The following is a 21301-nucleotide window of genomic DNA, read 5'->3' as shown; positions in this document are numbered from 1 at the left end:
CGATTCTTGTAAACAAAATAAAACAAGAATCGATTTTTTCTATATTTTATATTTACTATTTTTAAGTCTTTCTGACTGTTTAGTTTTAATTGTGCTTTTATACATAAATAATTATTACCCGATTTCTACCCGATTTTTACCAAGTTTATTTACTTTGCGGCATTAATATATAACTGATAAAACTATAGTTCATAACTCTTCTAACACCAAGAATCAATTCTTGGCTTGAGTCAAGAATCGATTTTCCATATTTTTTTGGGAACTATAGCTCTATAGCTTACCTGAGTTTGAAGTATATATATTGTTAATTCTATTATCTATAAGAGTAACATGGCAACAATTAATATAGAGAAGCCTGTAACTGGTATGCACCCACTTACTGATACTAAATGGCATCACATTGAATTGGAAGAAGTTGCATCTTTATTGCAAACAAATTTACAACAAGGATTAGAATCTACAGAAATTAGCTCCAGACAGGCATTGTATGGAATTAATGAATTAACAGCAAAGCCTCCTACAAGTCTTTGGCTACGGTTACTTATACAATCTAAGCAACCGTTTCTATATATATTATTAATTGCAGGATTTATTAATATTGTACTAGGCTATTGGGCAAATACAGCGGTTATTTTGGGTGTAATAGTTATCAACGTAATTGTTAGTTACGTTCGAGAATTAAAAGCAGAAAAAACAATATCAATTTTAGATCAAGCTTTAACTATAAAAGCAGTAGTAGTGCGTGACGGTAAAAAGTGTTGCATTCCAGCTAAGGAATTAACACCAGGAGACTTGGTATTATTGGCATCTGGTAATAAAGTTCCAGCTGATTTACGCTTAATAAGTGCAAACAACTTACAAGTTGACCAATTTGCTTTAACTAAAGAATCTTTACCAGTTAGTAAAAATGTAAAATTATTAGATGTAAACGAAAATACTTCTCTGTCACAGCGAACTAATATAGTTTACGCTGGAAGTTTTGTCACATTTGGGGAAGGTAGCGGTATTGTTATAGATATTGGTAATAATACTCAGCTAGGGCTAATTTCTGAATCAATTTCTGCGCGTCCTAGTTTGGACACACCTTTAACTCGTAAGTTAAACAAATTTACTCAGATTTTAACTTATATTATTTTATCATTAGCTAGTTTTACATTTGTATTTGGAATTGGATTAGGAAGACCTTGGGGTGAAATGTTTAATGCGGCGGTCGCGGCTTCTGTGAGTGCTATTCCTTATAGTTTACCTGTGGTTATCACTATTATTTTCGCGATTGGAATAGAACGAATGGCACGGCGCCATATAATTATTCGTAAACTGCCAGCAATAGATTCACTCATAAACGCCACAGTCATATGTTCAGATAAAACAGGCACATTAACAGAAAATCAAATGACTGTAAAGTATATTTATGCTGGTGAACAGCAGTATACCGTTGGTGGAATTGGTTATAATCTTAAAGGAACAATTTGGCAGTCAGGTAACTTGCAGCCAGTACATTTAGGTGGGCGTTTTCTATATAATAATACAGATTTACGTACAACAATTTTTGATTCTAATGGCACAGATGTAACAACTAACAGCAGTGATAACAAATATGAGTCACACATTGCTTTAAGAGAATGCCTAGTTGCAGGCTTATTATGTAATGACTCTCATCTAGAACCTAAAGGAAATCAATGGGTTGTAGTGGGAGACTCAACAGAAGGTGCTTTGGTGGTTTCTGCCCGTAAGGCTGGGTTAAGTCAGTCAAAGCAAAGAGAAGCTATGCCTAGACTAAACATCATTCCTTTTGAAGCAAAGTATCAATACATGGCAACTTTGCATGGAATGGGCAACTTACAAAGTAATCATAACAAAATTAATAAGACAATCTATATTAAAGGCTCAGTCGAGGCAATTCTGAGTCGTAGCAAGCAAACGTTGGATAAAAATGGAAATCTTGTTCCCCTAAACAGTACATTTATTGAACAAGAAGCAGAGATGATGGCAAAGCAGGGATTTAGAGTACTTGCTTTTGCGAAAAAAATTGTAGACAGTGACTGTAATTTTATAACTCATGATAGTATCACTTCTGGTTTAATTTTTCTGGGATTACAAGGAATGATTGATGTGCCTAAACAAGAAGTATTCGCTGCAATTAAATTTTGTCATTCTGCGGCAATAAGAGTCCAGATGATTACCGGAGAGGATATTATTACAGCAGTTGCAGTTGGCTATAAATTAGGGTTAGGTCAAAATGGTGAAATAACTGCATTCAAGGGGCAAGAAGTTGCAGTTATGAATGATGCAAAATTAGAAGCAGCAGCAGAAACTGGGGTAGTGTTTGCTAGAATTGCACCTGAGCAAAAATTGCATCTTGTTAAGGCATTACAAGCTAAAGGTAAAATTGTAGCGGTGACTGGAAATTCGGTGAATGATGCTCTGGCATTAAAACTGGCAGATATTGCTATTGCAATGGGCAAGGCAGGGACAGACGTTGCTAAAGAAGCTGCTGATATATTGTTAATGGATGATAACTTTGCTTCGATTACAACTGCTGTTGAAGAAGGACGAAGCATTTATCAGAACTTGCACAAAGCTATAGCCTTTATATTACCTGTTTGTAGTAGCGAGTCAATGACGGTTTTTATTGCTGTACTAGTGAGTTTGCAATTGCCTATCTTACCGATACAAATTCTCTGGTTAAGCATAGTTAACGTTATCATGACAGTTTCATTAGCATTTGAACCAAAATCTAACGATTTAATGAAACAGCCTCTACGCAATTGGAGCGAAGCTTTGCTGTCAAAAAAATTACTATGGCGCCTTTTGCTAGTCTCTGCACTTAACTGGATTGTGGTTTTTGGGATGTTTGAATGGGCATATCGTGCATTTTTAGATGTGGCTGTTGCTCGAACGATGGCTATTCAAGCTCTAATTCTCGTGAGAATAGTTTATCTGTTAACTATCAGCCAGTGGGGAAGGTCTTTCTCTTCACTGGGGATTTTTGCCTCAATTATCCTGCAAATAGTCTTTAGCCAGTGGGATGTTATGAATACCTTGTTTGCAACTGCTCCTTTAAATTTAATTCAGTTGCTTATCTGTTTTATTCCGGTTTTGCTGATGATTCCGGTAGCTATTTTAGCTAATCGTCTAAATCCTATCGATTAGTATTAAATTATAAAGTTCATCTACCTAAAGAAAGATTTTTTAAGAAAAATTAATTTAATATAAGAATAATTAAAGTTTTGTTAAATATGATTGTAAATACAATATGATGTACAATAAATTTTACAAGTTTTTTGTGAAAAAATCACTGTGGGTCAGCGCTTTCTAAAAATATTTCTATATATCCTTGGCTTTGTGCTACTTTTGGAATTGACTTCTCGCCTAGTAGCAGAAATACTTTGGTTTCAAGAAATCGGTTATCTATCAGTATTTTGGCTTAGATTGATAACTAAGGCACTTTTGTGGGTAGTAGTGTCTGGCATTAGTGTGTGGTATTTGCTAAAAAATCTGTCCATTGCCCAGAAACAAAAACACCCTTCCCCAATATTAGATGATGCACATAAGAAAAATTACCAAAATACTAAGTACTACAATAAAGTAGTCAATAATAACTACTCGGTAGTGACATCAACTCTATCAAATGATACAAAGAAAGGTGAATATTCTTTAAGATTTAGGTGGCTACTACCTATAGTTATTGGACTCAGCTTATTACTAGCTATATTATTATTTTTTTATGGACAAATAACTATATCACAACAATTTAATATAGATTTTAAACGTGTATTGATTACCCCAACAATTCCGACTAGCTTTCGATTTGAAGAAATATTGCAAATAGGAACAATAATAGCTGCTCAAATTTGGTCTATTATTATAATTGTAGCAAGTGCAGTCGCATTTTTAGTTTATCCTCGCTTTTTACTGAATGCGTTTGCGATTTTATTAAGCATTGTGCTGGGAATGATATTTAGCTCTAATTGGGGAAAAGTACTGCAATATTTTAATAGCACTTCATTTAACAGTACAGAGCCTTTATTTAATAAAGATATCAGCTTTTACATATTTAACATTCCTATTTGGGAAATGTTAGGACTGTGGATAGTTGGATTATTCACATATAACTTCATTGCAGTCGCTTTAACTTATCTATTATCAGGAAATAGCGTTAGCCAAGGATTTTTTCCTGGCTTTTCGTCAAAGCAACGACGCCATATATGTATTAATGGTGGCTTTGTAATGTTGGTAGTCGCCTTTGCCTACTGGTTAAGTCGCTACGAACTAGTATATTCTCCTCGTGGAGTAACTTACGGCGCCAGTTACACAGATGTGACGGTGCAATTACCAGCCTACAATGTTTTGAGTATCTTAGCATTAGTAATTGCAGTGTATTTAATACTGCGGTCTATTTTCTGGCGCCATAAATCATCTTTTAGTAGATTACTGTTTCACGGGTTAGGCATTTTTGCGGTGCTGGGTATTGGTGGTATTGTGGTACCAAGTCTAGTGCAGTATTTGATTGTTCAACCAAACGAATTAGCAAGGGAGCAACCTTACATTCAGCGTACTATAGCTTTGACTAGACAAGCATTCAATTTAGATACAATTAATGCAACAACTTTTAACCCACAAGGAAAATTAACAGAAGCTGATATTGCCGCAAATGATTTAACCATTCGTAATATTCGTTTGTGGGACGAGCGACCACTATTACAAACCAACCGCGAATTACAACAAATTCGACCTTACTATCAATTTCCCGATGCTGATATCGACCGCTACACTTTGCAAACAGACGTAACGACTCGTAGACCTGCTGCTCCACAAAAACCCCCAGCATCTGAATTAAACACTAACGAGACAACAGAACGGCGCCAGGTATTAATTGCAGCAAGGGAATTAAATTACAGTGGCGTACCTCAAGAAGCTCAAACCTGGATTAACCGTCATTTAATTTATACTCATGGTTATGGATTTACATTGAGTCCAGTAAATGTAGTAGGTGCAGGTGGGCTTCCAGAGTATTTTATCAAAGACATTGGTGGTGAAGGTAATGCGCTTTCTACTTCCAGTGAGTCAATTCGCGCTAGTATCCCAATTGGGCAACCCCGTATATATTTCGGTGAAATTACTAACACTTATGTAATGACTGGAACGCGCGTAAAAGAATTTGATTATCCAAGTGGAAGCGAAAACGTGTACAACGTTTACAGCGGAAAAGGTGGAATAAATATTAGTTCACCCTGGAAAAAATTACTATTTGCAATTTATTTTAAAGATTGGCGAATACTACTAACACGAGAATTTTTACCCCAAACAGAAGTTTTATTTCGCCGTAATATAAATGAACGAATTCGAGCGATTGCTCCCTTTTTACGATACGACAGTGACCCATATTTAGTAACGGCTGATACTGTTCCTGATAATCAGCAAGGATTTAGTTCTGAGCAAAATTATCTTTACTGGGTTGTTGATGCTTACACCACTAGCGAACACTATCCTTATTCTGATACCAGTGTAGATGATATAAACTACATTCGCAACTCGGTTAAAGTTGTTATTGATGCTTATAATGGTTCAGTAAACTTTTATGTTGCTGATACTAAAGACCCAATAATTGCATCGTGGCAGAAAATATTTGGAGGTATGTTTAAACCGCTTAGTCAAATGCCAACAAATCTTCGTAGGCATATTCGCTACCCTGTAGATTATTTTAAAATTCAATCTGAGCGGTTAATGACTTATCACATGACAGACACCCAAGTATTTTATAACCGGGAAGACCAATGGCAAATTCCCAACGAAATTTATGGTAACGAACCTCGTCAAGTTGAACCTTATTTTTTAATTACTAGTTTACCTGCTGTACCGTTTGAAGAATTTATATTACTCATACCTTATAATCCTCGCGGAAGAACTAATTTAATTGCCTGGTTAGCTGCACGGGCAGATGGAGAAAACTATGGTAAGTTACTTTTATATGAATTTCCGAAAGAGCGCCTAGTTTATGGAACAGAACAAATTGAAGCTCGTATTAATCAAGACCCAATAATTTCTCAGCAAATTTCTTTATGGAATCGTCAAGGTTCAAGAGCAATTCAAGGAAATTTGTTAATAGTTCCCATTGAGCAGTCTTTGCTTTATGTCGAGCCAATTTATTTAGAAGCAACTCAAAACAGTTTACCTACTTTAGTTAGAGTTGTTGTTGCTTATGAAAATAGAATAGTTATGACTCAAACTTTACAACAAGCGTTACAGGCTATTTTCCAACCAGAAGCAACGCCTGCTCCTGCTATTATTCGTCCATTGGAAGACCCGGCGCCACCTGAACAATAGCTAAAATATAGTTTGAACTATGATTAATCCTAAATTGTTTATAAATAAGCGAATTTTAATCTTAACTGCTGGTTCGCGGGGAGATGTTCAGCCCTATGTTGCGCTGGGAATTGGATTGAAGCAGGCAGGTTTTGAAGTTATGCTAGCGACTGATCCGGGCTTTTCTTCATTTGTGACCAGCCATGCGTTAGACTTTGCTGCATTACGGGCGCCTTTTGCTCAACTTATTGATACCGATGCAGGTAAAGCAGCTTTAGCAGGTAAAAAATCATTCAGTTTAAAGCAAATAAAGCCTATGCTCCATCAAATGATGGATGATGCTTGGGATGTTGCTCAACAATACAAACCTGATGCCGTTATCTACCATCCGAAGCCTCTGGCAGGCTACCACATTGCTGAGAAACTAAATGTACCGGGATTTTTAGCCATGCCTCTGCCCGTATATTCTCCAACGCGAGCCTTTTTCAATCCTGTGTTTGGTGGTGCTAACCGTGGCGGATTTTTGAATAAACTAAGCTATACTATATTTTTAAAAGCTACTCTATTAAGTTATCGTGGCTTGATTAATAACTGGCGCCAAGAAAAACTAGGCTTATCCAAATTTCGAGATGAATTGACCTTAAAGGGTCGAGCCGTACCCAAACTTTATGCTTACAGTCCTCATGTTGTGCCAGTTCCACCCGATTGGGATGAGACCTCAATCGTCACCGGATATTGGTTTCTCGATTCTAATGTTGACTGGAAACCTCCCTCTGATTTAGTTGCATTTATAGAACAAGGTTCTGCCCCTATTTATATTGGTTTTGGTAGTATGGCATCTCAAGATTCGCGTCGAACCACGCGCCTTGTCCTCGAAGCAGTACGACAGTCAGGTCAGCGGGCAATTCTAGCAACAGGGTGGGGAGGTTTATCGTATGAAGAAATTGCAAACAATGTTTATATCCTAAAATCTGCACCACATGATTGGCTTTTTCCTCGGTGTGCTGCGGTGGTTCATCATGGAGGGGCAGGAACAACTGGCGCCGGGTTAAAAGCTGGAAAACCTACAATTATTTGTCCATTCTTTGGCGACCAACCCTTTTGGGGAAGACGTATTTTTGAATTACGTGTGGGTTCCCATCCAATTCCTCAAAAGCAACTGACAGTAGAAAAGTTAGCGCAGTCAATTCGGGAAGTAATCACAGATTCAGAAATGCGCCAACGATCTGAAGCATTAGGAGAAAAGATTAGAACTGAAAATGGAGTCACTCAAGCAGTTAAGTTAATTAAAGAGAAATTATCACGTCACGTGCAGTTATAGTTAATTTCAAGGGTGAGCTTTTAACATCGGATGTAGGATTAAAATTAATTGCGAAACTTGATAGAAAAAGTGCTATTATCCGTCCATTGGAGGAGCGGGTGCCACCTGAACAATAGTCATATTATATTCACATTTATTTGTAATCATGATAACACGATTGAATTAGTAGCTGCCAAGAGGCGCCTGCTAATCTAATACTTATAAACTTTATGGTAATGAGTTATGAATGTTGAATTTTTAAATCGATTTTCTTGGTCGTCTTTATTGTTAATGTGTCTAGGTTACACTCTTGTAGGATGGTATTTATCTGCTCATCACATTGTTTGGCTCCTAGGAATTTTTATAGCATTAGTAGTTTTATATATAGCAAGTAAAACTAATCCGATACTAGAAAGTTTAATAACTTTTTCTTCTCAAGGTTGGCTAGCTGTTTTATTTATCAGTTTTATTGCGAGTATATCAATTGCCTTGGCAGTAATTTGGTCGATGTTGTGGACTCTTATATTTATTCCACTTTCGACTACACTTTTAGCCGAATTAGAAATGCGTTTAGGAGGCTTTGATAAAACTGATACGTTTTGGATTTTAACATTTTTTGCTGCATTGGGTTTGATTACAGGTGAAATTACTGACTTAGTATTTTTACCAAGTATTCGGTACTAATAAGTACATTAATATTATCTAAATGAATAAATTTTGGCGCCGATTGATTTATATAGTCAGTAGAACATGTAGAATAATTAATTAGATTAATATCTGGGCAATGGAGCTTGCCATTAACCGCCGTTATATATAATAAAAGGCTGATAGCTCCTACTTTCCTCTACTTGTAGCAGGATGGTAGGGCTATGTGTAAACATTACCTGACTCTCTTGTTAGCAAGTTTGTGTACAACCATTATTTTGAGAGTCACGTCATGTTACTAAGTGTAGTTTTTATTTTATTAGCGGGTTTTTTTGTCGGTCAGATAGCGCGACGGTTAAGCGCTCCTGGGCTAATTGGTATGATTTTAGCTGGTATAATGCTTGGTCCTCAAGTCGCTAATATCATCCATCCAGATATTCTCGCAACTGCCTCGAACTTGCGAACAGTTGCTGTAATGATTATTTTGATGAAAGCGGGACTGGGTTTAGACAGAGAAAAGCTCAAACAACAGGGTACAGTTGCACTCAGGTTAGGATTTTTACCAGCAACAACTGAAGCAATTGCAATTGCACTCATCGCAATACCGCTATTTCACTTTGATTTTCTCACAGGTTTACTGCTTGGTTGTATTATTGGCGCCGAATCTCCAGCAGTGATTGTCCCAGCAATGCTAAGACTCAAGAGTTTAGGGTGGGGAGTTACTAAAGGTATTCCCGATGCAATTTTAACCGGAAGCGCTCTTTCTGATGTACTACTGCTTTTAGTATTTGGCTTATTGGTAGATTTTTTAGCACAAGGTAATGCTCGAAATATTACTCTTCCAGGGGGATTGACGTTAACAACATGGCAGTTTCTACCTATCCAAGTGTTGCGAGAGATTGTTTTAGGGCTTTTGATAGGCTACCTTGTCGCGCGTCTACTTGTATGGCTTTTGGCACAACAGAAGTGGACACAAAACGCTGTACAAGATACTTTAATTGCTGCCTGTACAGCTTTATTTTTAGTTGTTTTACCTCAATATTGGGCTTATTATTCTGGATATTTAGCCGTCATGGCAATGGGATTTTTCCTGATTGAATTCGATGCACCTTTAGCCCGAAGATTGCGATTAGGATTTGATAATTTATGGGTTGTTGCTGAAATATTTTTGTTTGTATTGTTAGGCGCCAGTATTGAACTAAAGGTATTAGGCAATATTTTATTACCTGGACTTTTGATTCTGGCTGTTGGTACATTAATCGGTCGAATGTTAGGCTGGTATTTGTCAACCTTGGGGAGTAATTGGAATTGGCGAGAAAGGCTATTCCTCTTACCAGGAAATTCAGCTAAAGCCACAGTACAAGCGGCAATTGGCGCCATTCCTTTAGCTCGTGGAATTGAGGGAGGAGACACAATTTTGGCAGTTGCAGCGCTTTCAATTTTAGTAACTGCACCGCTCGGGGCTTGGGCAATACCTACTTTTGCTCCCAAGTTATTACAACGTGGCGAAGTTGACCCAACAAAAGTAACAGTTTCTACGCGCGTAATATTGTTAGCTGCGGTTGATACTTCTTCTATCTCTACCCAAGTGTTAACAAAAACTGCTGCCTTAGCTCGTCGTAGCGATGCAGAAGTAATTGTCTTGCATGTTATTAATGTTGCACAAGCCGAATCTGTTGAAAAATTGCGCTTATCAACTGAGCAATTACTTTCAGATATTCGGTATAAATTTGTAACGTTAACCGGGTCTGTGCCAGAACAAATAGTACAAGCAGCAATTGATTATCAAGCATCAGAAATTGTGATGGGGAAACGAGGACATCAAGCGTGGGAGCAGGTACTTATTGGTTCAGTTTCGCAAGCTGTCATTGAATCTAGCAGTGTTCCTGTTATTGTTGTTGAAGATTCTCTAGCGTCTAAATAGATACAGGTATTTGTAAGGTGGGCAATGCCCACCAGAACAATAGTGACGGAAGCATATCACTTTTTTAAAAATAATTATCCTAACGTCGCATTAACTAAATGCCCTTAGATAGATTCAAATCTAACGATTATTAATTAATATTGTTAAAAATTGATAAATAATAAATTATGAAGGCAGAAATATCTACAGCTTGGGACAAAGTTGAGGCGATGATAAATGGTTTTATTATCTTGCTGCCTAATATTGTGTTAGCAATAATTGTCTTTGCTATTTTTTTCTATGTTGCTAGAACAATTAAACAAGTAGTTAGACGTTTAACTCGCAACCGCCGTCATGCTAGAAATTTAGGAATGGTATTAGGACGGTTAGCGCAAGGAATTACAGTGTTGGTAGGCTTATTTATATCACTGACAATTGTAATTCCCACGCTGCGAGCAGGTGATTTAGTCCAATTGTTAGGAATTAGCGGGGTTGCTTTCGGCTTTGCGTTTCGAGATATTCTTCAAAACTTTCTTGCAGGTATTTTGATTTTATTGACAGAACCATTCCAAATTAATGACCAAATCGTGTTTAATAATTTTGAAGGAACGGTAGAAAATATCGAGACACGAGCAACAACGATTAAAACTTATGATGGGCGCCGAATTGTAATTCCCAACTCAGAATTGTTCACAAATTCTGTGCAGGTAAACACAGCTTTTGATAATCGCCGTATTGAGTACGACATTGGTATTGGCTACGGAGATGATGTTAACCTAGCCAAGAAACTTATGTTAGAAGCAATTCACAGTGTAGACGATGTTTTGAAAGACCCGGCGCCTGATGTTTTGCTGGTAGAACTCGCAGAAAGTAGCATTAACATTCGCGCGCGGTGGTGGATTAATCCTCCTCGACGTATAGATTATCTCGTCTCGCGAGACAAGGTGATATCCGCAATTTTGCAAAAGGTATATGTAGAAAATGGTATTGACTTGCCTTACCCGACCAGGCAAATTTTGTTTCACGACCAAACCGAAGAGACAGATGGAGACAGAAGTCGTCAACGTGAAGGCTGGCCAGCAGGGTCATGTGAAGTACCAAAACCTCGCAGACTAAGTGACGCATTGTGGAAATTGGCTCAAATGCGCTCCGAAAGAAATGGCAATCAAATCTTTAATGATATTTCATCTAATAGTAATAAATAACCTATGAAAAACATTAAGTTAAGTAAACTCTGGGACACGCTTCATTCAAGCTACTGGTTTGTGCCCACACTTATGGCAATTGCATCTGTTGGTCTAGCAGTGGCAATGTTAAAGATAGACCGTGCTGGTAATTATGGAGTAATAAAGGAGTGGGGCTGGATTTATTCTGGTGGGCCAGATGGAGCTAGAGCCTTACTTTCAACCGTTGCTGGTTCCATAATGACTGTTACTGGTACAGCCTTTTCAATTACAATCGTTGCTCTTCAACTTGCCGCTTCTAATTTTGGTCCGCGACTGCTGCGTAATTTTATGCAGGATACAGGTAATCAGCTAGTGTTAGGCACGTTTATTTCTACCTTTGTTTACTGTTTGCTTGTACTGCGAACTATCCGCGCAGAGGGCTACAATATCTTTGTGCCGCCACTTTCGGTAACAGTTGGTATGATACTAGCGTTTATCTGTATTTGCGTACTGATTTACTTTATTGATCACGCATCAACTATTATTCAAGCATCACACGTTATCAAAAGTGCTAGTGATGAATTACACCATGCAATTGAGCGATTGTTTCCCCAAAGAATTGGACATAGTATAGCCGATAATCAATTTATTATAGAAATACCAGCAAACTTTGAAGAAGAAGCTTACCCAATCAAAGCTACTAGAAATGGTTATGTGCAGGGAATAGATGACGAGGAATTAATAAAGATTGCTTGTCAGTATAATATAATTTTAAAAATTTTAACTCGACCGGGAAAGTTTGTTGTTGAAGGCGCCAGTTTGGTTAAAATTTTTCCTGGGGAACGTGCAAATCATAAATTAACAGAAAAAATTAACGATGCGTTTCTTTTTGGTAAAGAACGTACCGAACAGCAAGATGTAGAATTCCCTGTTAATCAGCTAGTTGAAATTGCGCTTCGTGCTATTTCTCCTGGTATAAACGACCCATTTACTGCAATTCGCTGTATCGACAGACTCAGTGCTGGACTTTCTAATTTTGCTCAAAGAGATATTCCTTCTTCTTACCGCTACGATAAAAACAACAATTTGCGTGTAATTGCTGAACCAGTAACATTTGCAGGACTAACAGATGCAGCTTTCAACCAAATTCGTCAATATAGTACTTCAGATGTTGCAGTAACGATTCGCTTGTTAGAAGCTATAGCTTGTATCGCCAATTTTACGCATCACCCCGAACAAAAAGAAGCACTACGGCGCCATGCTGATATGATTTTACAAGGTAGCAGTGAAGCACTTTCTTGCAAGGAGGACTGTAAGGATGTAGAACATCAGTACGACATAGCAGTACAAATGTTAACGCAAAACTAATATTCTTTAAATATATGATAATTACGGATGTAACGGATCAGTAGAGACTAAACATGTTTAGTCTCTACATGGTTTATAAAATTGCTGTAAATTAAATACTACAACCAGGACTTGTAGCAATATCGTCAAAACTAATTAACTTTAAGTTGTGAGGATTATCCATAAATTCTTTCGCCGCTAGTAACCCAGCTATTGTCCAAGTTTGAAAAGTTCTAGATTCTTTTCCTATCAAGCGACCATTTCTACCGTCGTAATATTCAGGAAATTTATCGATTATTAAACGATTTTCAGCAATTTTTATTGCTCGTTCAGCTAGGTCTACTCGACCTGTTTTTTGTGCTGCTGCAACAAAAAGCCAAAGTAAAACTGGCCAGTTACCTCCATTATGGTAAGACCAAGGAGTATTTTTATGGTCACATCCTGTGACAATTCGCCACTCTAAACCTTCTAAAGCAGGGAAGCAAATTTTTACAGGCATAAAACCAATTAAATTATGCCAGCGTTGCTCAAATAGATTCATAATACTATTAGCTTCTTCTTTGCTAGCTAAAGAAGTCAAGATAGCCATTAAATTACCCAAAGCAAAGAAGCGAAAATCCATTAATCCGGGTCCAAGATTACCTGCTAAGTATCCTCCATTTTCTGGCAACCACTCAGTTAACCAATCGGGAATAGATTCTGCGTAAATATTAAATTTATTTGCAACTTCTTTACCAAACTCTTCACTTTCATAGCGGTAAATTTCATTTAAACGTTGCAAATCTATCCAGTAATACTCACGGACGTGATAACTTAATGTACTTAATCGCTGTTCAATACGGTGATAATGTTTATCTTCATTCTGTAAAATTAACTCACGCGCTGCACGTAAAGCCGTATAAAATAATACTTGAATTTCTAAAGGATGTCCCGATACTCCCATACGACGGTCAATCATAAAGGCGCCATCAGGAACTAACAGTGTAGGATACATTGCAAACCGATGTGCCAAACATAAATCGAGAATTAGCTTTATTCCTTCTTGATATTTTGGTTGATGGGCAAAGCTCAAATCACCTGTTGCTTTACAATATGCTCTTAATAAAAGAATCCACCATAAGCAAGAATCAACAGGAGGGACACGACCAATCGCGTGTTCTCCAAAATCAGCGCTTAAAAATTCTTCTCCATTAAATACTACCTTAAAACTGGCAGGCATTAAACCCGGACCAGGTTGAAAGCAATCCATTTCTTTTTCATGACTTTGCAACTTCAAGGTAATATCCAAAAAGTTACGCACAATATCTGTTTTACCATGCATCAAAAATAATAATGCTGACGGCACAAAATCACGAATAAAGCACTGGTCATAATTGAGCGCTTTTAGAGTTGGGTCTTGAGCAGCTTTGTTACCTACAGGTTTTTCCTGGTAATAAATGATGGATTTATCAAGAAGATTCCAGCATTCTTCTATCCAATTTTGATGATTAATAATGGTAGTCATGGTTATATAAAGGATTATAATAAAGGTTTAACAATCAATCCCAATTGACCTTGCATTTTTTCTATAAATGCGCGATTTTCCCATTCAGAGTAGCTAAAACACCGACTCGATGCCAAAGACTTTACAAAAAAATTCTCTATTTTGTTAACTAGCTGTGGATTACTAGTAGAAACATTTAACTCGTCGTTGTGGTGATAGCTGCGCGGGTCAAAGTTTGCGCTTCCTGCACTTACCCAGCTATTATCTATTAAGGTTACTTTGGCGTGCATCATGCTAGGCTGATATTCACAAATTTGTATTCCAGCTTTTAACAGTTCACCATACAATTCACGGGAAGCAAAATGAACAATCGGTTTATCATTTTTTCTTCCCATCGTTAACACACGTACATCAATACCTTTATTTTTGGCTTGAATCAATACATTACGTGTATTTGCATCAGGGACAAAATAAGGACTACCAATCCAAATTCGCTTTCTAGCAGCCAAAAAGCTGATTTGAAATAGCATTCGCATTGTAGATTCACTTAATGTAGAAGTATCATTAGTTATATAAAATTTATTCTCGGCTTCTGGTTGTGAGCGAAATGTACCCTCTGCTAAATCTACTGTCCCACCTGTATAAGCCCAATTTTGAAGAAAATTGCCCTTCAAAACACTGGCAATTTCTCCTTCATAACTCACTTCAAAATCCAACCAAGGAGCAGTATCACCTATTTCCGGGTTGCCATCCCATTCATCAGAAACTCCTGCACCTCCTATCAAAGCTTGTTGACCATCAATTAATAATAATTTTCGATGAGTTCGAGAATTATATTCTAAAGGCGCCCGAACATCAAAGCTACGAAAGAAGCGCACCTCTGCACCTGCTTGACGTAACCTTTGCCAATAGTCATCAGAAATAGAATCTGTACCAAAGTCATCTATCAAAAGTTGTACTTTTATTCCGGCTTTAGCACGTTCAATCAAAGCTGCTGCAAACTTGTTAGCACGGCGTCCAGGTGTCATATAATATGTTTCAAAGCGAATTGAATTTCGAGCATTGCGAATTGCATCGAGTCTCGCTTTATAAATTGCATCAGCACCTATCCAGAAATTAGTAAAACGACCGCTTGTAGCTAAAGCATTAGATAAACTAACTACTAACAGTGGAAAGCGGTTGTCTTGTAAGTTAGGAATATTTGTAATTTTGTATTCTGGCTCTTGACGAAAAAATCCTCGTAAATAAAGAAAGCCAAAACCAATAACAAATAGAGAAAGGATACCACCACCAAAACATAATAACGGCTTTTTATTTAATATTCGTCGATTACCTGAGCGCTTTTGTCCGGTTTGCATAGCTTTCGTCAGTGGGTTTGAATAATCATTTAAGTCACATTTCTTACAAATAGTCCTAAAACTGTAGAAACAATTGTCAGTACAATCGAAGCTAATAGCGCAGGAATAAAACCATTAACTATAAAGCCAGGTGTCAAAACTCCTACAAACCAGAGCATAAATGCGTTGATAACAAATAAGAAAAGACCTAGAGTCACAATAGTTATAGGCAATGTAAAAATAAATACAATTGGTCGAACAAATGCATTTACTAAGCCTAAAATTAATGCGGCAATAGCAGCAGTACCAAAGCTATCAAATTTAAATCCTGGTACAATATAGGCTGTTATCAAAAGCGATGCCGCCGCAATTACCCAAGTCAAAAAAAAGTTAACTATTAACATATTTAACTTGACTCGTTATTTTATACGCTTAGTATGAAAATTAAATGTGATTTAAAAGTGACTGCTACGTTGCTGTCGCTCATATAGCAGTCACTATATAGATTAGAAGTTATAGCCTACACCCAATAGTAAGCCAACATTGGTGTCATCTAAAAAACTTACATTTAAAGCCGCATTGGCTGTTAATTGTTCTGCAACTGGTACATCTAAACCACCAGAAATCAGAAAACCAACGTTGCTGTCATCCGCTGTTGATACTGACACTCCGGCGCCTACATAAGGAGAAGCGCTGATTTGGGTTTGTCCAGTGTTTGTTATTGTTTCAATTGGAAAGTCTAGAGTTATGGGAACAAGAAAAGTAGCATTGTCGCCAATTAAAGCAGCAGGACGCACTGACAAACTATTGGTCAATCCAATTTTACTGATAACAGCGAAAGACCCTTCGCTCAATGTTGTTTCACCTGCAATACCGAGATTACCACCAACTCCTATGTAACTAGAGCCTCCACGAGTTGCTCTTCCGGGAGAAACGAATGGAGCTTGAGTTGGAGTTTGCTGCTGAATTTCGGTTGGAGTTTGAGTAGGTGTTTGATAAGGAGTTTGTTGCTGAGTTTGAGTTGGCGTTTGATAAGGAGTTTGTTGTTGAGTTGGAGCTTGAGGATAGGTTGTCTGAACGAGTAAATCAGCGGCTTTTGTGCTTGAGTTTACATTACTTACTTTTTGAACCTCTTGAGCATTTGCTTGTAACATGCTGGAAGCAACAATAGTAGAGGTAATGCCAAGTACAGACAAGGTTTGTGTGAGAAGACGATTAATCATAACAGATACTGATTCGTTAGTTAGATGAATGAAGCGTACATTTTGAAAAATTTTTAGGAAATGTAGTCTACCAATAACTCGTATTTGATAAACTACAACTTTAAGTGAGGGATGTTAAATGAAAACGCTTATTCTTAGTATTGAAGATAAATATGAGTAGAAAGTGACAATATAGTTATTTACTAAAAAATAATTAATTGTTGTAAAATAGCACAAAAGCAATACATTTAAATATATACTTGGGTAGATGTCAAAAAATTTTATATTGTTAGGATATTAGTTATTAAAAAAATATTAGTAAGTTCAATTTTTTTATAAAAAATCAGATTTATTTTTCTGAGACTGCAAACTATTTATTATGAATTATGACCGAAGCAGAGTTCAATCGATTTTGGGAACTATTAGGAGCAGTCCTTGCCCTTAAACCTCGAGCGTTTGAGCAAATTTATGCTCAAAGGGTTGATGCAACTATTGCGCTAATAATAGTTTTAGCAGCAGGTTTATCTCAAGAAGTCGCACAAAGTATTGTTTTATTTGTGAACCGCGTCAAGCCCCTACGGTTTATTCTTTGCTTAATTGTTGGTGCTGTTTTATTTGCGATGGGTTACTTTTTTCTCGTTTGCAGCACTAGTGTCATTAGTTTTAGCCCATTTATTAATCATGCTCCTTTTAGAACCATTGCTAAGATTTTAGGGTTTAGCTATGCACCATTAATGTTTAGCTTTTTAGGTGCAATTCCTTATTTAGGAGTGCCTATTTTAACACTACTTTCTTTGTGGAGTTTACTTGCAATGGTGGTTGGTTTGTCTGTTGTACTTGACACTAGTACGTGGCAGGCATTTGCAGCAGTCGGATTTGGGTGGTTTACTTTACAGATATTACAAAATACTATTGGACAACCATTAGCAGAGTGTGGAAATTGGTTAGTAAATCAAGTTGCTGGAGTTCAACTTGTCAGGCGCCCTCAAGCTGTGTTTGCAATGATGCAACAAAGATTACTCTCTTGGGGTAATTCGGCTTCTAGTTCATCTAGAGAAAAACAAGAAAAGTCTTCTCGGTCACGACACCAACAGCAAATAATTGGTCTTTTCACGCTAGGTTGTATTACATTTGTGGTAATGCTGATTTTGTCTCCCGTACAAAGTTGGTGGTTTGGTTGGTCTGCTGATTTGGCTAGTATACCAAAGTTAGTATTTGATTTGTTTTGGATTGGCTTTATAGGTATTATAGTTGCTGCACTACTGGCGCCGTTAGAAGCTTTGGGGTGGTGGGCTGGTTGGTACTCTGATGAAATTAATGATAGCAAAGAGAATTGGAAGTCAGATGTAAAAGTTACTCCTACTCCTCAAAAAATTTCCAGATATATTGTTTATCTCGATGGCGTTGGTCAATCAACCTTTGAGTATTTGCCAGATATTCAAGAGTTTCTTGAGAAGTTAGCACTTGCACTACCACAAGATGTTTTGCTAATTGACGGTATAATGCCTTACTCAGTTCGCAATAAACCGTTGACTGGTAATCGTCCTCTAGCTATTTTCTGGCGTTGGGCGAATCGGTTGCAAGTAAAAAATCCTGCTAGTATATTAGGTTTTTTTGTTAACCTTCGTAATGTATTAGTTGTCGCTGTTTCTGCGGATCAACGCTATGGACAAATTTATAATTTTGGCATTGCCAAAGTAATTTACAAAAGTATATTAGAGAAAGGTTATCAACCTAATAGCGGTGTCCCTATTACATTAATTGGTTTTAGCGGTGGTGGACAAATGGGAGCAGGAGCAGCTCCTTTTCTCAGGCAAGCTCTTAATGCACCAATCGAACTTATATCTTTAGCGGGAGTTATGAGTGCCAATGTTAATGTTATGCATTTGACTCATTTGTATCATTTAGTAGGGGATAAAGACACCGTTGAGCGCATAGGTTCATCTATGTTTCCAGGGCGATGGCCAATGTTCTTTTTATCTTACTGGAATCGTGCCAAGCGTAAAGGTAAAATTAGTTTTATTTCACTTGGTGCGGTAGGTCATCAGTTGCCTGGTGGATTAATGGACCCAAATGAGTTTTTACCCGATGGTCGGAGTTTTTTGCAGCAAACGATTGACTGGGTAATAAAAATTATCAGCGGTACATTACCTATGAAACTAACTCAAAAACAAAAAATTAGTGATTACGAGCGCTATCAGCAAGCCGCATTTAACCAACCAAGCAATTACCCAATTAATCAAGTCGTTTCGTCTGAGTTATATCGACCAATTGCAGTCTGGATGGGGCGATTAATTTTGCCGTCATCTGAAGAACGCCCTAATGTTCAAGGTGCATTATTTGAAGTTTACCACGCTGATTCTGCGTATCGGCGCCTCGTTGGACAGATTGTAAACTTAAGGTGGAGCAATGACTCAGATGTTCAAGCTTATGTTCGTGCAATTAGTAAAGATGTTCATTTTAATGCTGATGCAGAGTACAGTAGTAAACAAGGACGAGTACATCCTGAGCGAATAAATCATTGGCGCTCCTTAAATCCCTTAGAATCATTAGCGGGGGCAAGACCTCACGATGATGTAATTGTCATGTTACCTGAACCTGTGGTAGTTGAAGAAACAGATAGTCAAAATGAATACCGTACAAATCTGTATATTTCCCAAGAACCTACTCAAATTACTGGACGGTTTTATGGTTTAGTTAAATTTTTGCATCCCTTAGATACTCATAACAATCCACCAGAAGAATTTCGGGTAGTTCACTTTAATCGCACTTCACGTCAGTTTGATGGTATTTCGGAAACAATAAAACTACCTCATGTAATTGCAAATCAGCAAGGTATTCATCCCTCTACCACCAATTGCCTTGAAAATTCTCCTCTTAATGAAACAGGTTGGTATATCTATGGCGCCAATGATATTAATGGGATATTTGTAGTACAAGCAATCGCTCCGCGCGCTTTACTACGTGTTGAACCAAATCAAGTAATTCACGGGGAAAAACCTGCACTCCACTATTTAAAACACCAATCTTGGGCAGATATAAAAGCTCAAAAGGGACACATATCATCTACTTTACTGGTGCCTCAACAACAAAATCAATCCGTTGATGCTTGGCGCAATCACGATTATGCTTTGGTGATTCATGTTTACGGTGGGATTGGTGGTAAAAAGCAAGAAAAAGCTACTAAAGGTCCGCTTTATTTTGGACATTTTGCCTATGGCATTGCTCAAGTTGTGTGGGAACCGCTTTGTGATGAATTAAGGTTTGATATCAAGTATTATCAGGTATACACTCACAATCACGAAGGTATTATTTCTGGAGCTATTCACTGGTCACGTTTTATGGGCGACCGTCAATTTGGGTGGTTAGGCACTCGCCCTGTAGTAGATTTATTAATAAAACTTGATGCTTTCACACAAGAATATGAAGTCAGTGAGGGTCAGCGCTCAGTTTTATTAAACTTGATGCGACATCTAGAAGCTATGAGCGCGCGTTACCGTATTGGTAATGGAACGGGTGGTACTTACGTTACTCCTGCAAATAACTGTGTTCAGGATGCTAACCAGGCATTTTATGGAAGTGTTCAGCAGTTGGAAACAAATATTAAATCTAATCCTGCCACTTTGCAAAACTGGTTAAGAAATTTCCCTGAACAGACTGAACGGTTCGAGCAATTAGTTCAGCTTAATTATCATCTCAAACGTAAACTACTTCCATTTAATAATCTTCGCCCCGATTGGGAAAATCATGAATACACATTTGGAGTGAGTTTAGAAGAGCGTCCTCTCAAACATTTAGTTAGAGCAATTGGAAGCTTCAGAACTATATTACCTCGTCTTACTAGCGATACTGTTGCCAAAATTTTTATTGAGCAAGGAGCAATGGTATGGGTGCTGCGGACTTTGCAAGTTGGTGGATTTGATTCTGATATTGAACCTGTGGCGCCTACTAATTTACAGTTTGGGAGAAGTAGGTGAATGATATTTTTTTGTTAATCACATTTCAGTCATATTTATCGCCAAAAATGAAAATAATTGATAATTAAATTTTGGAAAAAGGCTGAGAAATGAAGCAAAATTTTTTTTTGGCTTTGGCTATTACCGCAACTAGTGCAGCATGGCTAAAATAACTATCCAGTTAGAGAAAGCTAAAAAGCGTGTGTAATAAGGCTTCTTACCTTCTGCCCAATTACAAACAATTAGAATTGCTGATTTGCAACGTCCTAGGAATATGGCAATATCTGGTCGCGTGCAAAGCATAGTTGGTAACAAGTTTACGCTTAACGATGGCACAGGGCAAATAATTGTTGATGCGGGTCCGCCTCACTGGCGCCAAATCAATCTTAGCAAAGGTGAGCAAATTTCTGTCAAGGGAGAGTTAAGTAAATCTGGTCAAGAATTTAATGCTTTCAATATCAGACGTTCTAATGGTTCTGTAATAGAAATTCGTTCACCGGAAGGATAACCACCTTGGGCTGGCAGTTCTGGCAGAGGCAAACCTAAACCTTAAATTATGGAGTAAATAAATGCACAAGTCAATTTCTAGAAAATTCTTTTTTTGGTCATCAAGCGCAGCATTGTTAGTATTTAGTGCTGCTTGTAATACGGCGCAA

The 21301-nt window shown here is 37.5% G+C and carries 13 protein-coding genes and 1 riboswitch; of the genes, 9 read left to right on the top strand and 4 right to left on the bottom strand.

Features of this window, described 5'->3' with window-relative positions; genetic code table 11:
• Positions 1-330 precede the first annotated feature (330 nt).
• From DSM106972_RS18825 to DSM106972_RS18795, 7 genes are all read left to right on the top strand, one after another.
• Positions 331-3153: an HAD-IC family P-type ATPase gene (locus DSM106972_RS18825; protein ID WP_127082136.1), complete on the top strand. Its 2823-nt coding sequence runs from the start codon at positions 331-333 to the stop codon at positions 3151-3153.
• Positions 3154-3300: 147 nt separating this feature from the next.
• Positions 3301-6327: a UPF0182 family protein gene (locus DSM106972_RS18820; RefSeq protein ID WP_127082135.1), complete on the top strand. Its 3027-nt coding sequence runs from the start codon at positions 3301-3303 to the stop codon at positions 6325-6327.
• 19 nt (positions 6328-6346) lie between these two features.
• Positions 6347-7627 (top strand): glycosyltransferase, encoded by a 1281-nt coding sequence (locus tag DSM106972_RS18815; RefSeq protein WP_127082134.1) that lies wholly within the window; start codon positions 6347-6349, stop codon positions 7625-7627.
• Positions 7628-7849: 222 nt separating this feature from the next.
• Positions 7850-8290 (top strand): hypothetical protein, encoded by a 441-nt coding sequence (locus tag DSM106972_RS18810; protein WP_127082133.1) that lies wholly within the window; start codon positions 7850-7852, stop codon positions 8288-8290.
• An 87-nt stretch (positions 8291-8377) separates the two neighbouring features.
• Positions 8378-8450, top strand: a riboswitch (Fluoride riboswitch).
• A gap of 93 nt (positions 8451-8543) precedes the next feature.
• Positions 8544-10175: a cation:proton antiporter gene (locus tag DSM106972_RS18805; protein ID WP_127082132.1), complete on the top strand. Its 1632-nt coding sequence runs from the start codon at positions 8544-8546 to the stop codon at positions 10173-10175.
• A gap of 167 nt (positions 10176-10342) precedes the next feature.
• Positions 10343-11359: a mechanosensitive ion channel family protein gene (locus DSM106972_RS18800; protein ID WP_127082131.1), complete on the top strand. Its 1017-nt coding sequence runs from the start codon at positions 10343-10345 to the stop codon at positions 11357-11359.
• A 3-nt stretch (positions 11360-11362) separates the two neighbouring features.
• Positions 11363-12688, top strand: coding sequence for a DUF2254 domain-containing protein (locus DSM106972_RS18795; protein ID WP_127082130.1), 1326 nt, complete (start codon positions 11363-11365; stop codon positions 12686-12688).
• A 91-nt stretch (positions 12689-12779) separates the two neighbouring features.
• Here the strand turns inward: DSM106972_RS18795 and DSM106972_RS18790 are convergent, their stop codons facing one another.
• The 4 genes from DSM106972_RS18790 to DSM106972_RS18775 all read right to left on the bottom strand — a co-directional run bounded on the left by DSM106972_RS18790 (position 12780) and on the right by DSM106972_RS18775 (position 16710).
• Positions 12780-14171: a glycoside hydrolase 100 family protein gene (locus DSM106972_RS18790; protein ID WP_127082129.1), complete on the bottom strand. Its 1392-nt coding sequence runs from the start codon at positions 14169-14171 to the stop codon at positions 12780-12782.
• A 14-nt stretch (positions 14172-14185) separates the two neighbouring features.
• A complete protein-coding gene (locus DSM106972_RS18785) occupies positions 14186-15508 on the bottom strand; it encodes a phospholipase D-like domain-containing protein (protein WP_127082128.1) in 1323 nt (440 codons plus the stop codon).
• A gap of 29 nt (positions 15509-15537) precedes the next feature.
• Positions 15538-15891 (bottom strand): phage holin family protein, encoded by a 354-nt coding sequence (locus DSM106972_RS18780; protein ID WP_127082127.1) that lies wholly within the window; start codon positions 15889-15891, stop codon positions 15538-15540.
• A 102-nt stretch (positions 15892-15993) separates the two neighbouring features.
• Complete coding sequence (locus tag DSM106972_RS18775) at positions 15994-16710, bottom strand: hypothetical protein (protein ID WP_127082126.1); 717 nt, start codon at positions 16708-16710, stop codon at positions 15994-15996.
• A 365-nt stretch (positions 16711-17075) separates the two neighbouring features.
• Between DSM106972_RS18775 and DSM106972_RS18770 the strand changes: the two genes are divergently transcribed.
• Both DSM106972_RS18770 and DSM106972_RS18765 read left to right on the top strand, forming a co-directional pair.
• Complete coding sequence (locus DSM106972_RS18770; RefSeq protein WP_127082125.1) at positions 17076-20666, top strand: CAAX protease; 3591 nt, start codon at positions 17076-17078, stop codon at positions 20664-20666.
• A 253-nt stretch (positions 20667-20919) separates the two neighbouring features.
• Entirely contained in the window at positions 20920-21153 is a 234-nt protein-coding gene (locus tag DSM106972_RS18765; protein WP_201800749.1) for an OB-fold nucleic acid binding domain-containing protein, read from the top strand.
• Positions 21154-21301: the final 148 nt, after the last annotated feature.

Source organism: Dulcicalothrix desertica PCC 7102 (genome assembly GCF_003991905.1).
Classification (GTDB): Bacteria; Cyanobacteriota; Cyanobacteriia; order Cyanobacteriales; family Nostocaceae; genus Dulcicalothrix; species Dulcicalothrix desertica.
This window is presented reverse-complemented; position numbering and strand designations above follow the sequence as displayed.

What these genes read in the sequence shown, in the direction of transcription:
- DSM106972_RS18825 (WP_127082136.1), top strand. Translation starts at nt 331, where the DNA reads ATGGCAACAATTAATATAGAGAAGCCTGTAACTGGTATGCACCCACTT.
- DSM106972_RS18815 (WP_127082134.1), top strand. Translation starts at nt 6,347, where the DNA reads ATGATTAATCCTAAATTGTTTATAAATAAGCGAATTTTAATCTTAACT.
- DSM106972_RS18810 (WP_127082133.1), top strand. Translation starts at nt 7,850, where the DNA reads ATGAATGTTGAATTTTTAAATCGATTTTCTTGGTCGTCTTTATTGTTA.
- DSM106972_RS18805 (WP_127082132.1), top strand. Translation starts at nt 8,544, where the DNA reads ATGTTACTAAGTGTAGTTTTTATTTTATTAGCGGGTTTTTTTGTCGGT.
- DSM106972_RS18800 (WP_127082131.1), top strand. Translation starts at nt 10,343, where the DNA reads ATGAAGGCAGAAATATCTACAGCTTGGGACAAAGTTGAGGCGATGATA.
- DSM106972_RS18795 (WP_127082130.1), top strand. Translation starts at nt 11,363, where the DNA reads ATGAAAAACATTAAGTTAAGTAAACTCTGGGACACGCTTCATTCAAGC.
- DSM106972_RS18790 (WP_127082129.1), bottom strand. Translation starts at nt 14,171, where the DNA reads ATGACTACCATTATTAATCATCAAAATTGGATAGAAGAATGCTGGAAT.
- DSM106972_RS18785 (WP_127082128.1), bottom strand. Translation starts at nt 15,508, where the DNA reads ATGCAAACCGGACAAAAGCGCTCAGGTAATCGACGAATATTAAATAAA.
- DSM106972_RS18780 (WP_127082127.1), bottom strand. Translation starts at nt 15,891, where the DNA reads ATGTTAATAGTTAACTTTTTTTTGACTTGGGTAATTGCGGCGGCATCG.
- DSM106972_RS18775 (WP_127082126.1), bottom strand. Translation starts at nt 16,710, where the DNA reads ATGATTAATCGTCTTCTCACACAAACCTTGTCTGTACTTGGCATTACC.
- DSM106972_RS18770 (WP_127082125.1), top strand. Translation starts at nt 17,076, where the DNA reads ATGACCGAAGCAGAGTTCAATCGATTTTGGGAACTATTAGGAGCAGTC.
- DSM106972_RS18765 (WP_201800749.1), top strand. Translation starts at nt 20,920, where the DNA reads ATGGCAATATCTGGTCGCGTGCAAAGCATAGTTGGTAACAAGTTTACG.